This is a genomic window from Bacillus sp. FSL K6-1106, from assembly GCF_038005245.1.
Classification (GTDB): Bacteria; Bacillota; Bacilli; order Bacillales; family Bacillaceae; genus Bacillus; species Bacillus altitudinis.
Genome location: NZ_JBBOSV010000001.1, coordinates 2,785,303 through 2,798,724, shown reverse-complemented (window position 1 = coordinate 2,798,724; position 13,422 = coordinate 2,785,303). Strand labels below are relative to the sequence as shown.

The following is a 13,422-nucleotide window of genomic DNA, read 5'->3' as shown; positions in this document are numbered from 1 at the left end:
CAGGCTGTCGAGAAAATCTCGACAGCTTTATTTTTTTCCTTAAAATTTACATCTCCTCATTTTATAATAGAGAAAAGCCCACTAAAGGAAGGTGTTTTTCTCATGTTCCACACTAGAAATTCTTCTCAGCACGAAGCTGAATTTGTATTGCTAGATCAACTGGTCGAAGAGGATCACCTGCTTCGTAAAATTGATCAGTACATTGATTTTTCATTTATCGTAGATAAAGTAAGACCGTATTATAGCGAGAATAAAGGTCGTCCTTCTCTTGATCCACTTATTTTGTTCAAAATGATGTTTATCGGATACCTGTACGGTATCCGTTCTGAAAGACAACTTGAAAAAGAAATTTACTATAACATGGCGTATAGATGGTTTTTAGGTTTGAACATCAATGACCCCGTTCCTCATCACTCGACCATTAGCTGGAATCGTCGTACTCGATTCAAAGATACAACGATTTTTCAAGACATTTTCGACGAGATTGTGCTTCAAGCTATCAATCATGATATGGTAGGAGGCCGCGTTCTTTTTACTGATTCAACTCATCTTAAAGCCAATGCCAATAAACATAAATATATGAGAAAAACGATTGAACAAGATACCCAGAACTATATAAATGATTTAGAAGAAGCGATCCAAGAAGATCGGGTGGCACACGGAAAAAAGCCCTTAAAGGTAAAAGAGGAGGTGAAAACGGAAAAAGACATTCGTCAAAGTACGACTGATCCTGAAAGTGGCTATCTTTATCGTGAAAACAAACCGGAAGGCTTTTTCTACCTAGACCACCGTACAACGGATATGAAGTACAATATCATCACGGATGCCCACATCACGCCCGGTAATGTCCATGATTCTGTTCCGTATCTTGATCGGTTGGATCACCAAATCGCACGATTTGGTTTTCAAGTAGAAGCTGTTGCCCTTGATTCTGGTTATTTGACGACCCCAATCTGTAAAGGTTTATCAGATCGCCGTATTTTTGGTGTCATCGCACATAGACGCTTTCATCCAACAAGAGGTTTATTTGAGAAGTGGAAATTCAAGTATGACTCTGAACATGATCATTACATATGCCCAAATGGTGAGAAGCTATTATATACAACAACTGATCGAAAGGGTTATCGATTCTACAAATCAGATCCTAAAAAATGTGCATCGTGTTCTTTCCTTGAAAGATGCACAAGGTCGAAAAATCATCAAAAAGTCATCTCAAGACACATATGGGAAGAACATAAAGAAAAGATCAGACAAAATCGTCTATCTGTCTCTGGAAAAGAGCTATATAAAAAAAGAAAAGAAAAAATAGAGCGAAGCTTTGCAGATTCAAAACAACTGCACGGGCTTCGCTACTGCCGGTTGAGGGGAAAACAAAATGTGAGTGAGCAAGTTCTTCTCACAGCTGCCTGTCAGAACATGAAGAAGATTGCCACACATCTAGCGAAGCTAGGTTAGGTGTGTGGGAGGCCTTTTTCATTCAATCTCATCCATCATCATTACGATGAAAATAAAAAAGATTGTAGAAAAACATGAGTTTCTCTACAATCTGGACCCGCATAAGCGGGTCTTTCATTTATGGCTTGCTCCAATTGATCGTGCGGAACACATTGTTCTGGTCATTGTTTTGATATGCATCTAGGTCAAAGCCTGAAAGTCCAAAACCAATTGCCATGACAATTCCTCCGACAACGGTGAAGATGATCCCCCATTTGATGCATTGCTTTTTTAAATCATTCACGTTCATACTCTCACGACCTTCTTTTTAAACATTCCCATGAATGCCTTAGTGGTTTGAACAGTCACTTGCACAAATAGCTTTGTTAAATACGCCGTGGCTATGCCGCTTAATAATCCGACACCTAATAGAAGAATCCCAACTCCGATCTGCGTCACCACCACATGCAAACCATCCTGAAAAATAAATGGAGAACCAATGATACTCCAAAAACCACCGAGCAAACCAACTAGCGTCATTGTACCTGTCACGAGTGGAACGCACCAAATCACCATATACACAGAAAGAATCAGCAGGAAGACTGTTGCTAGAATGCTGCCCCATAACGGAAAGCCTAAAATGAGGATGGAGAGCCTTGTGGCTTTTTCTCCAAACGTCGGCACCTGAATGGTTTTGATTCCTTGTTCCTTCAGAATCCCTTCAGCAATAATGGCAGGCTGACCGACTTGATGAACTGCTTCCTGTTCACTGTAGCCATCTTCCTGATAATCTTCGATCATTTCATCGTAATACTCGATGAACCGATCACTTTCTTTTTCGCCTAGACGATGCAGGTGCTTCTCTAAGCTAGCTAAAAATTCTTTTTTATTCATTGCTCTGTCCTCCAGAAATAAAGTCGTAAATCGCCATCACTTGATCCCATTCCGCTAAAAATTGCGCGATATGCTCCCGGCCGTTCCCAGTCATCCGGTAGTATTTTCTTAATCGACTGTTATGTTCCTGTGAATAGGTCTCCACATAATTGTTTTGCTCTAACCGCTTTAATATCGGATATAATGTCGATTCTGAAATCTCAATACAATGGGACATATCTTTAATCATTTGATAACCATAGGAATCGCCTTTCTTTAATACCGCCAGTACACAGAATTCAAGTAATCCTTTTTTTAGTTGTGCATTCATGTTTACAACTCCTAACTATTTATACTATACAATACATAGTATGATGTGACAAGAGGTATCTTTTGCAACTTTTCACTCTCAACGTCGCTATAAATTTTCATACAGGAAGTTTCTCTTTCTTCAAGGCTTCACCTGATCAAGATAAATCTAGCGTGTGTCTATTGTAGACAACAAACATACACAGGAACGAATATCATAGGAAACAACTCATTTAATCTCTTTATTTTAAAGGGATAAGCTGAATTTTATGGAATTAAGAAGTTCATTCACAATGACTTATCCTTATGAACTTCATACTAAGTTTTACGAACACTCAACTCGAATTAAAGTGATGAGAACGGCTGAAAGTGGCTAGTTCTTTTCAACCCAACCAATACCGAATAATGGTAGACCTTAAAAAACGAGGAGCTGATGACCTTGAAAAAAATGTGGAGTAATTATCTCACTTTAGTCATTACACTAACTTTATGTTATACCGTGTATTTGTTCATCTTCAAACAACCTTTTACCATTACACCCATCATCCTGTTTGTGGTGGGAGCGGCCATTGCTGAGTGTATACGCTTTTTCGTTCTGAAAAGTAACGAGAAAAAAGATGATACCTTGAAAAAATAGTCCCTTAAACATAAGATCACTCAACATATGAAAAGACACCCCCACTTTATAGTGGAGGTGTCTTTTTTCACTTTTTATATATTCACAAATCCTTCTCCAAACACATCACGCACGTCATGGACAACAACGAATGCGTCTCGATCAATTTTCTTAATGATTTTCTTTAAACGCATCAGCTCCTGTTTTTGAATGACTGCATAGAGAATTTCCTTCGATTCCTTCGAATAATGACCGCGACCGTTTAAAATGGTCACGCCTCGATCCAAGGTGTGATTGATTTCTTCGGCAATATCATCTTTGCATGAAGAAATAATCGTCACTGCTTTTTTCGTGTTAAGCCCTTCTATGACGAAATCCATCACCTTAGTCGCCACATACAGCATCACAATCGTAAACATTAATTTTTCCGCACCAATAATAAAGTAAGAAGCAAAAACAACGATCAGATCAAAGAACAAGATGGCGTAGCTCACGTTCCAGTCTAGATACTTATTCGCAATTCGCCCAAGAATGGCAGATCCCGCTGTTGTACCGCCCGCTCTTAAAACAAGACCAATGCCAATACCAATGATGATCCCTGCGAAAATAGAACCAATGATCAATTCATGGACGTTCACCACCCATGTAGTGGTCAAATGTAAAAATAGAGAGTTACTTGCGACAGCTACCACTGTGTAGATCGTGGTCTTCTTGTCCAAGTATTTATACCCCACCAGTAATAAAATCGCATTCAACACAAGGTTTGTCAGCCACGGCGCAATCTCAAACATATAGTAGAAAATGATGGACAGCCCCGTTACCCCGCCTTCACCAAACTCAAGTGGAATGACAAACATGTTCACAGCTGCAGCAAATAAAAAAGAACCAACTAGAATCATTGCAATATCTTTTACACATTTTTTCAATTTCTTCTTTCCTCCTTTTTTAAGCATATAAAAAACCCTCTTTCTGCACGAAAGAAGACAGTCGTTGGACAAAATAAAAATCAAAAGACGGGCCTTTTGATGAAGCTTTCTGAAATGAACCTTTCCATAATATATATCTCTTTTTAGAGGCTGTCAATGACTTGGTTTTCTATTATTTCAACTGTATGTTTATGCACTCAAACCCGCATGTTATCAGGGTTTTCCCGTCATGTGATGCTTATTCCTCTCCTTGACAAAAACACTTTAGTCATTTAAACTACTGCCTCATATCATATCCATTATTTCCGATCGACAAAGGAGGCTGTTTGATTTATATGAATCCTATTCAAAGCCGTTTACAGGCTCACACACCTTTGATTTTAGATGGTGCACTTGCAACAGAGCTTGAACGAAAGGGCTGTGATTTAAACGACAGTTTATGGTCAGCCAAAATCCTCATTGAACAGCCAGAATTGATTCAGCAAGTACACTTGGACTACTTCCAAGCAGGTGCTGACTGTGCAACAACAGCCAGCTACCAAACGACAATTGATGGCTTTGCTGAAAAAGGCTACACAAAAGAAGATGCAATCGAATTAATGAAACGATCTGTCACGTTAGCAAAAGAAGCATGCGAGCAGTTTTGGCAGGATGAGACACAACATAAAGAGCGGGCAAAACCATTTGTCGCTGGATCTGTGGGGCCCTTCGGCGCTTATTTGTCTGACGGTTCAGAATATAAGGGAAATTACGGACTCACAGAGCAGGCGCTCATTGATTTTCACAGACCAAGAATTCAAGCATTGGTAGAGGCTGGTGCAGATATTCTCGCTTGTGAAACCATCCCTTGTCTCATTGAAGCAATCGCTATCGCTAAACTGCTGCAGGATGAGTTCAGCGGTGTGTATGCGTGGATCACGTTTAGCGCAAAGGATGGTAAGCATATTAGTGAAGGGGATCTGCTGAGAGACTGTGTACAAGCACTCGAACCATATGAGCAGATCGCTGCTGTTGGCGTAAACTGTACACCGCCGCAATATATGTCTTCTCTCATTCAGGAGATGAAAAAAGGGACAAGCAAACCGATTGTCGTGTATCCGAACTCAGGGGAATTATATGATCCTGAAGAAAAGGTTTGGAGCGGCGATACGTCTCATCATACATTTGGTGAATGTGCGCAGCAATGGTATAAAGACGGCGCACAAATCATCGGCGGCTGCTGCCGGACGACACCAGAGGATATTACCGATATCTTCAAACAGGCAACATCGTAGCATCATGACTCAACACACATACTTCTAAGCAAAAGGGCGGGAAGACATGGAACAAGCAAAAGATCAGTCACAACAATATCAACGAAAAATGACAAGCCGTCACCTGTTCATGCTTTCTTTAGGTGGCGTGATTGGCACAGGACTCTTTTTAAGTTCAGGATATACGATCAATCAGGCCGGACCTGCGGGAACGATTTTGGCTTATCTGGTTGGGGCATTAATTGTGTACCTCGTGATGCTCTGTTTAGGTGAACTGTCTGTCGCAATGCCGGTTACAGGCGCTTTTCACACGTATGCAACAAAATACATTGGGCCCGGCACTGGCTATACAGTGGCTTGGCTTTATTGGCTGACATGGACCGTAGCACTTGGTTCAGAATTTACAGCGGCAGGTCTTTTAATGCAGCGCTGGTTCCCGGACACATCGGTTTGGATGTGGAGCGGTGTTTTTGCGCTTCTCATCTTTTTACTCAATGCTTTTACAGTTAAGTTTTTTGCAGAATCGGAATTTTGGTTTTCTAGCATTAAAGTCATGGCTATTATTCTCTTTATTATTCTTGGCGGAGCGGCGATGTTTGGATTGATTCCACTAAAAGGCGGTGAGGCCGCTCCGTTCTTCTCTAACTTCACTGGAGATGGGGGTCTCTTCCCAAACGGCTTTTTACCGATATTAATGACCATGCTGGCTGTTAATTTTGCTTTTTCGGGTACTGAGCTGATTGGAATTGCTGCGGGCGAAAGCGTCAATCCAGATGAGACCATTCCCCGGGCGATTCGCACGACTGTGCTACGTCTTGTCCTGTTTTTCGTCGGAACGATCGTGGTCTTAGCCGGCTTAATTCCAGTAGAAGAAGCCGGGGTGATCAAAAGTCCTTTCGTTGTGGTCTTTGACCGCATCGGTATTCCTTATGCGGCAGATTTCATGAATTTTGTCATTCTGACAGCGATTTTATCTGCTGCAAACTCAGGGCTATACGCCTCATCTCGCATGCTATGGTCCCTTTCTGAAGAACGAACATTACCTAAAAAGCTGGCAAAATTGACGTCAAAGGGAATTCCTTTGAATGCACTCATTTTGAGTATGATTGGGGGCATTCTCTCTTTGCTATCGAGTGTCATCGCACCTGAAACGGTGTATCTGGTTCTTGTGTCTATCTCTGGACTCGCCGTTGTTGTTGTATGGATGGGAATTGCAGCTTCACAGTTCATGTTTCGCAAAAAATTCTTACAGGATGGCGGACAGCTTCATGATTTATCTTTCCGAACCCCGCTCTATCCGGTGGTTCCGATTGCTGCCTTCCTCCTATGCCTTGCATCTGTGATCGGTATTGCTTTTGATCCAAATCAGCGCATCGCTCTCATCTGCGGTATCCCTTTTATCGCACTCTGCTATGCTGCCTATTACGTGACAACATGGATTCAGAAAAAACGAGAAAAACCTGGTGTATAGCACCAGGTTTTTTGTTTGTTCCAAAAAAGGATGTCACTAGCAAAACAAAGACATTTTGGTATATGATAGGAATCTATGATTTTCAGGATGAATCAAGGGAGCTGTCGTTAATATGGAAATGACCATTACAAGAGCATTAAGTGAACTGAAAATGTTAGATAAAAGAATCAACCGAACGATTGATGAAGCTGTACTCGGTGGCTTGGTCATCGGGAAACATATACAGAACGGATTTCAAAATCAAGAAGAAGTAGAAAAAAAGGCAAAAGCAGATGACCAATCGATTCAAGCATTAATCAAACGCCGAAATGCCATTAAATCAGCCATCGTTGTGTCGAATGCTACGACAACGATTGAGGTGGCGGGTGTTAGCATGACCGTAGCAGAAGCCATTGAACGCAAGACATCCATAGATTACGATATTCGTTATTTACGAAAATTAAAAAAGGTCTACACAGAGCTGGTTGACCGGTCAGAACAAATCAATGAAGATGTGAAAAAGAGACTGGATCAACATTTAGAAACACTATTTGGGAAAGACGGAAAAACACAAGCCGCTGCCAACCAAGAGATCGTCAAGTCATTCCTAGCTGAAAATGAGGCGGCGATCATTGACCCTCTTCGTCTTCGAGTGAAGATTGAACAGCTTTCGAAAGAGATTGAAGATTTCCAAATGGAAGTGGATTTCTCCTTATCAGAAAGCAATACCTTGACAAAAATACAGATCGACTAGTCGATTTTGTTAGTGAGCCGAAAATCGATAGGACTAAACACCTCCGAGGGAAAGGTCATTCCCTCCTCATCTGATGATCATCTTAGGATGATCCATGATAAAAGCTCAAAGCTGAACGTTCAAAGCTGAAAGCTCAAGTATTCAAAGTTCTTATCCATCAAAGCTCAAGATGTAAAGCTCAATGCTCGATCGAATCTGGGAGAAACGGCTCATGAGTGTTTGTTTAGCGACTCTTTCGGTTGCCGCCCAGCAGGTTTGCTAACAAAAAGAAAAGGATGTCACTAGCTGACATCCTTTTTTTCTATGAAAACGACAGGGCTTGCGCCAGGTCGCCTCTTCTAGCAGATTAGTAACGTGATGTATATGCCAAATGGTACACACTTGTCACATTTGAAGATAGCGTGATGTCGTTTGAAGTGAAAGTCACTGGAACGATATCGTAGTAATGTGTAGACCAGCCTGCATTATTGTATGTACGGTAGCCTGCACCTGCAGGAACTTGAATCGTTAGTGAAAATTGTCCATTCTCGTCTGTTGTACCTGTCGCTGTTTGAGCATATGATTTGATTGCTGCTTCAAAATAAAGCTGAATTGGCTGATTCGCCATGAGTTGACCACTTGTGTCCTTTAATGTTCCTTTAAAAGTAGCTGGATAATATGAACCTACACGATATTTACTGCCAGAACCGTAATTGACCATACCACCGTCTGCTGCTGTGACGCCTGTTACTTGTACGGATGCTGGTACTGCTCCTGTTTCCTCTGCATGTGCAAAGCTTGGGAAAACGAGAAGCAATGATAGAAAGAAAGCAAACATGATTTTTTTCATCGATAAATCCTCCTTTTTTTTCCTACTATATTACTATCGACAGTTATTGTCATTTTTCCAGTAAAAAACAAAAAACTTCCCTTTTTATTCAAAAGGGAAGCTACAAGACTATTTTTTCACAACAACTTTCACTGCTTTACTTTCTCTTTTTCTCACATCTGAAGCCGTCACATACAAGACGGTTTTGGCTTTTTGCGGCTTGATTTTAGCCGTAAATGCGCCTTTGCTATTGGTTTTGACCGTTTGAATGACTTTCTTTGATTTGTTCTTCACCTTGATCGTCAAGCCTGCACCCGCAGTTCCTTTGACCGTTTTACTTTTCACTGTTACTCGATTCACCTTTGGCTTAGCTGGCGCTTTGCCCTTTTTCACGACCGTTTTGAGCGAAGTCGCAGCCTTTCCTTTTGATATCTTGATGTGAAGCACTTTATTTTTGTTTTGATGCTTGATCTTCACACTAAAGGTTCCCTTTTTGCTTGCCGTGCCTTTTCCAAGCAGGGTTTTGCCTCTATACACAGAAATGGCAGCGCCGGCTTTCGCCTTTCCTGTCACCTTTTGATGCTGATCTTCTACTTTGTTAACTGATGCGTTTAATTCAACAGCACTTAACGCGGCAAAAGCATTGAGTCTGCCATGTCCTGTCATCCAGTCGATACCCGGAATTTTCGGATCGACAACAGGCTCGTCATATTCATCATAGAAAATGTCATCTGTTCCATCAACAGCTTTAAATGAAATATCATCCGCTGTATTTTGTAAAATATTTCTCACTTGGTTTGGTTTCAGGGTTGGATTTTTAGAAAGCAGTAATCCTGCTGCTGCTGCAACATACGGTGTAGCCATTGATGTCCCGCTCAGGTATGAAACATTCCCATCAGGCATTAAGCTTGGGATATCAGACCCTGGTGCGGACATGCTTAATCCTTTCCCATAGCTTGAGAATTCAGCGGCAATATCCATGCGATTGCTTGCACCAACTGCCATGGCGTACTTGGAAGTCGCAGGATAACCCATTTCTGGAATGCCATCGTTTCCGCTCGCCACTACCACTAATACATTTTTTTGTGCAGCATAGTTCATCGCATATTCAATGACCTTGCTGTAGTAGCCGCCAAGGCTCATGTTGATGACCTTAGCACCTTTGTCCACTGCATGTTTAATGCCAAGAGCAATATGCTCTGTATCTCCATTTCCATACGCATCCAGTACTTTGACTGGGATGATACCTGTATGTTGGTTCAGCCCCGCCATGGAGTAATGATTATCGGCTTTTGCTGCAATGATACCTGCCACATGGGTGCCGTGGCCATTGTCATCAATTGCATCTTTATTTCGGCCGATCAGATTGGCACCTAAGTCTGTGCGAACCGTTCCGCTTAAATCGGACAAACGGCTGTCGACACCTGTATCCACAACAGCAATTAACGTTTGCTTCATTTTGCTTGTGCCAATCAATGTATTCATTTGTTCAAACTTCACATCAGCGCCTTTTTTCCCACTGTTCTGCGCACTGTTTTTCAAAGGCCACTGGTAACCATACTGCGCGTCATTGCTGAGCGCACGATACGTTTGTACAGGCTCTGCAAATTCAACATTCGGCATACTAGAAAGCTTTCTCGCCGTGCTTTTGATCACAGCTTTGCCTGCTTTAAGCGTTTTGCCTGCTGATTCTTTCCCTGCCGGTACATCATAAACATACATTCCTTTAAATAAAGGATTTACTGACTGAGATGTCACACGGTTTTCTTGAATTCCGTAGCTTTTCATTTTCTTTTTTGCGGATTGAATCGTTTGTCCATCCTTTAATTTAAAGATGATTTTGTTTGTGTTGACCTTTTCTTCTGGAACAAGCTTTTGTTTCTCTAATACATAACCGATCGATTTTCCTTCAAGCTGATCGATTCCTACTTTTTGCCCCACTGCTTCTAATTCCTTTTTTAAATAGGCTGGACTTGCCTCTTTGAGCATATCAAAAAGGGAACGGATCGCCTGTTGCTCTTTCTCTGTGACGATATGACCGCTGAATGCACCATTTTTCTCTACGTCATTCAGCAATGATTTTAATGTCAGCAAATGATTGTACACCGTTTGCTGCTTTTTTTGATTGTTGATGAGTTTAGATTTGAGAAACGGCTTTGTTTTTTGTAGCAGACGTGTAAGCTTCTGACCTTCGGCTGTTTCATTGAATCGTTTGTCTTCGATCGTACGAATGGATTGAAGAATTTCACGTCCATGCTTTTTCTCAATAATGATGATCGTTGGCTCTTCTTCTTCAGGGAAAATCGGTTCAGATGGCGGAAGATTCGCACCTTTATACCCGATTGTATATGCTGCATCCTCTTCCTCATCACGGCTGTCTTCCTCTGAACCTAAATACAGCACTTTGACATAGTAAGGACCTGACCATGCATGCGGGAAGTTGATTTCTGTCTCTCCACTTGCTGTGTCCACACGATATCTCGAATAAGTGTCATCCTTTATCGCTCTATCCTTACTTGGGTAGACCGATACAGATAACACTTGTTTGCTTTTGACAGAAATTTGCATATGTGTATGTTTTGCCACATCATCTGCAGATGGCGTGATTTGGTACCATGACTCTTCTTTTTCATTCTGTAATGTACCTGAAATGACTTCACCATTTTTTAACCCAATGGCTTCATTGACACTTGTGCCTTTACTAACTGCTGATGCCTCGTACCCAGGTAATGCAGCCATACATAGAATGATGGCCATGAGTACAACCACACAGGATTTGACCTGCTTTTTAAACATGAAAAGACCCCCTTATCTTTTACAATACCTTGGAAGAATATCACAGAATCCCTTTTAGTAGAATCTGTTTTTGACATAATTAAACTCGTTTTAAGCTAGGATTTGAGATATTCAGATGACTAGTCTGTTCGCTTCATAAACTTTTTGCCATTTCAAACGGAAAATGATGCTATTTAACCATGTCGAAAAGTACATTACAATCAAATTGTAAGCGCTTAACAAACAAGAGAGAAGGGATCAGCTTGTTCCAAAAAGATCATGTTTTTACACAAGTAAACGGTCGATCAAAGAATGAGATTTTACAATACATTTCCGAGAAAGCTGAAGACCTTCACATTACAAACGATCAGTCAGGGTTATTAACAGATTTGTTGAAACGCGAAGACGAAGTCTCAACAGGACTTCAGCAAGGTTTTGCGATTCCTCATACAAAAAGCTCTGCTGTTCAAACGGCTTCACTTCTCTTTTTAGAACTTGAACAACCCATTGAATGGGGAAGCTTCGACGATTTGCCAACAAGCTATTTATTTACACTGCTCGTTCCACTAGAAGAGGCCAATGTCACACACCTCAAATTACTGTCTGGCATTGCCACAAGTTTAATGGAGCCTGCTTTCATCGAAAAGATTCAACCCGGTCAAACAGCAGACTATTATTACGAAGTCATTGAACAACAATTGAAAGAGGGGATTACACAATGAAAATTGTCGGTGTCACTTCATGCCCAGCAGGGTTAGCTCATACACCAATGGCAGCAAAAGCATTAGAGAATGCGGGTAAACAGCTTGGACACGAGATTAAAATCGAACAACAAGGAATTATGGGACAGGTGAATGGCATTACAGCAGAGGAAGCCAAGCAGGCAGACCTTTGCATTATCGCCTCCAATCAGCACATTAACGACGCTGAACGCTTCTCAGGTATTCCTACTGTTCGTGTCGAAATCGGACGCGCTCTAAAAAATGCCGAGCAAATCATCACAAAAGCCGTTGCGCTGGTTGAAAAGAAAAAATCTGAATCCCAATAAACAAGAGCAATGCCATATAGAAAGGAGCAAAGCAGAATGAAAGCAAAATTAAAAGTCATTGAAGGCCACCTCATGACCGGTATTTCTTATATTCTTCCGGTGATCATCGGAGCTTCACTTATCGTTGGTTTAGCCAAACTAGTCGGGTTAGGTTTTGGTGTGTCAGATTTAAACGCCTATAAAGATGCAGGCGGCATTTTACATGGTGCCTATTTGATGGAACAAGTTGGCTGGACAGGCATTGGCTTAATGAACGTACTGCTCGCTGGCTTTATTGCCTATTCGATTGCAGATAAATCTGGTCTTGCGGCCGGCTTTATCGGCGGAGCTCTTGCCAGCTCAACAAATGCTGGTTTTATCGGCGCCGTCATTGCAGGTTTCTTTGCCGGATATGTCGCTCTCTTTGTGAAAAGAAAAATTCAAATTCAAGGCTCCGCAGCTGGACTCGTCCCTCTGCTCATCTTACCGCTCATTACTGTTGGCTTAACCGGACTTCTCATGTCCGTTCTGCTAGGCGGTCCATTAGGAGCTTTGAACACCGCATTAATTGAATGGATCAAAGGCATGGTCGCAGATGGAACGAGCACACTCGCACTTGCTCTCATTCTAGGTGCAATGATTGGCTTTGACCTTGGCGGCCCAGTGAATAAATCAGCTTGGATGGCTGGTAACGCGCTCTTCCTATCAGGTGTCTATCTTCCTGCCATTCTCGTCAATATCGCGATTGTCATTCCGCCGCTAGGATACGGGCTTGCGACATTGATTCGAAAACGCAACTTCTCTCCTACCTTCAGAGAAGCCGGACGGGGCGGCCTTGTGATGGGGATTATCGGGATTACAGAAGGAGCCATTCCCTTTACACTCGTCAATCCTTTGAAATTGATTCCGCTGAATGTCGTCGCTTGTGCTGCAGGAAGCGGGGTTGCTGCCTTATTAGGTGTCCATGACATCATGCCCCCAATTGGCGGACTATACGGATTCTTCTCAGTAGGAAACTGGTGGGCGTATTTAATCGGCGCGCTAACTGGCGCACTTGTTATTGGAATTGGCGCCAACTTGCTTGTGAACTTCTCTGAGAAAAAAGAACCCCAAAAGCCAGAACATGATCAGAAGCAGAAAGAAGAAGATGATTTTGACCTTGTGCTAGAAGGATAATTTGAACAAAGAAAGGTGTCG

Annotated in this window: 14 protein-coding genes; 8 read left to right on the top strand and 6 right to left on the bottom strand. The window is 41.9% G+C overall.

The window, feature by feature from the left end; all coding sequences use genetic code 11:
* The first annotated feature begins 102 nt into the window (after positions 1–102).
* Positions 103–1,455, top strand: coding sequence for an IS1182 family transposase (locus MHI20_RS14625; protein ID WP_096880954.1), 1,353 nt, complete (start codon positions 103–105; stop codon positions 1,453–1,455).
* 118 nt (positions 1,456–1,573) lie between these two features.
* Here MHI20_RS14625 and MHI20_RS14620 read toward each other — a convergent pair whose 3' ends face one another.
* Genes MHI20_RS14620 through MHI20_RS14610 form a run of 3 tightly spaced genes read right to left on the bottom strand, consistent with a single transcriptional unit; the run spans position 1,574 to position 2,638 of the window.
* Positions 1,574–1,744 (bottom strand): hypothetical protein, encoded by a 171-nt coding sequence (locus MHI20_RS14620; protein ID WP_265786084.1) that lies wholly within the window; start codon positions 1,742–1,744, stop codon positions 1,574–1,576.
* A complete protein-coding gene (locus MHI20_RS14615; RefSeq protein ID WP_041091193.1) occupies positions 1,741–2,328 on the bottom strand; it encodes a DUF1700 domain-containing protein in 588 nt (195 codons plus the stop codon). Before MHI20_RS14615 ends, MHI20_RS14620 begins: the two co-directional genes overlap by 4 nt.
* On the bottom strand, positions 2,321–2,638 hold the full coding sequence (locus MHI20_RS14610; RefSeq protein WP_035703044.1) for a PadR family transcriptional regulator: 318 nt from the start codon (positions 2,636–2,638) through the stop codon (positions 2,321–2,323). The genes MHI20_RS14615 and MHI20_RS14610 overlap by 8 nt, the downstream gene beginning before the upstream one ends.
* A 426-nt stretch (positions 2,639–3,064) precedes the next feature.
* Between MHI20_RS14610 and MHI20_RS14605 the strand changes: the two genes are divergently transcribed.
* Positions 3,065–3,253: a hypothetical protein gene (locus MHI20_RS14605; protein ID WP_340939367.1), complete on the top strand. Its 189-nt coding sequence runs from the start codon at positions 3,065–3,067 to the stop codon at positions 3,251–3,253.
* A gap of 74 nt (positions 3,254–3,327) precedes the next feature.
* On the opposite strand, the gene MHI20_RS14600 is transcribed toward MHI20_RS14605, so the two are convergent.
* On the bottom strand, positions 3,328–4,158 hold the full coding sequence (locus MHI20_RS14600; protein WP_025206673.1) for a YitT family protein: 831 nt from the start codon (positions 4,156–4,158) through the stop codon (positions 3,328–3,330).
* Positions 4,159–4,493: 335 nt separating this feature from the next.
* Between MHI20_RS14600 and mmuM the strand changes: the two genes are divergently transcribed.
* The 3 genes from mmuM to MHI20_RS14585 all read left to right on the top strand — a co-directional run bounded on the left by mmuM (position 4,494) and on the right by MHI20_RS14585 (position 7,615).
* Positions 4,494–5,432 (top strand): homocysteine S-methyltransferase, encoded by a 939-nt coding sequence (mmuM, locus tag MHI20_RS14595; RefSeq protein ID WP_144668297.1) that lies wholly within the window; start codon positions 4,494–4,496, stop codon positions 5,430–5,432.
* Positions 5,433–5,478: 46 nt separating this feature from the next.
* A complete protein-coding gene (gene mmuP, locus MHI20_RS14590) occupies positions 5,479–6,882 on the top strand; it encodes an S-methylmethionine permease (protein WP_024719033.1) in 1,404 nt (467 codons plus the stop codon).
* Between the two features lie 112 nt (positions 6,883–6,994).
* Entirely contained in the window at positions 6,995–7,615 is a 621-nt protein-coding gene (locus MHI20_RS14585) for a hypothetical protein (RefSeq protein ID WP_017360397.1), read from the top strand.
* A 346-nt stretch (positions 7,616–7,961) separates the two neighbouring features.
* Here MHI20_RS14585 and MHI20_RS14580 read toward each other — a convergent pair whose 3' ends face one another.
* Positions 7,962–8,444, bottom strand: coding sequence for a hypothetical protein (locus MHI20_RS14580; protein ID WP_007498435.1), 483 nt, complete (start codon positions 8,442–8,444; stop codon positions 7,962–7,964).
* Between the two features lie 108 nt (positions 8,445–8,552).
* Positions 8,553–11,219, bottom strand: coding sequence for a S8 family peptidase (locus tag MHI20_RS14575; RefSeq protein ID WP_193804028.1), 2,667 nt, complete (start codon positions 11,217–11,219; stop codon positions 8,553–8,555).
* A 242-nt stretch (positions 11,220–11,461) separates the two neighbouring features.
* On the opposite strand from MHI20_RS14575, the gene MHI20_RS14570 reads away from it, so the two are divergent.
* From MHI20_RS14570 to MHI20_RS14560, 3 genes are read left to right on the top strand one after another with little or no spacing between them, the layout of a single operon-like run.
* Positions 11,462–11,920 (top strand): PTS sugar transporter subunit IIA, encoded by a 459-nt coding sequence (locus tag MHI20_RS14570; protein WP_024719036.1) that lies wholly within the window; start codon positions 11,462–11,464, stop codon positions 11,918–11,920.
* Entirely contained in the window at positions 11,917–12,246 is a 330-nt protein-coding gene (locus MHI20_RS14565; protein WP_007498438.1) for a PTS fructose transporter subunit IIB, read from the top strand. The genes MHI20_RS14570 and MHI20_RS14565 overlap by 4 nt, the downstream gene beginning before the upstream one ends.
* Positions 12,247–12,282: 36 nt before the next feature.
* Positions 12,283–13,401, top strand: coding sequence for a PTS fructose transporter subunit IIC (locus tag MHI20_RS14560; protein WP_017358746.1), 1,119 nt, complete (start codon positions 12,283–12,285; stop codon positions 13,399–13,401).
* Positions 13,402–13,422: the final 21 nt, after the last annotated feature.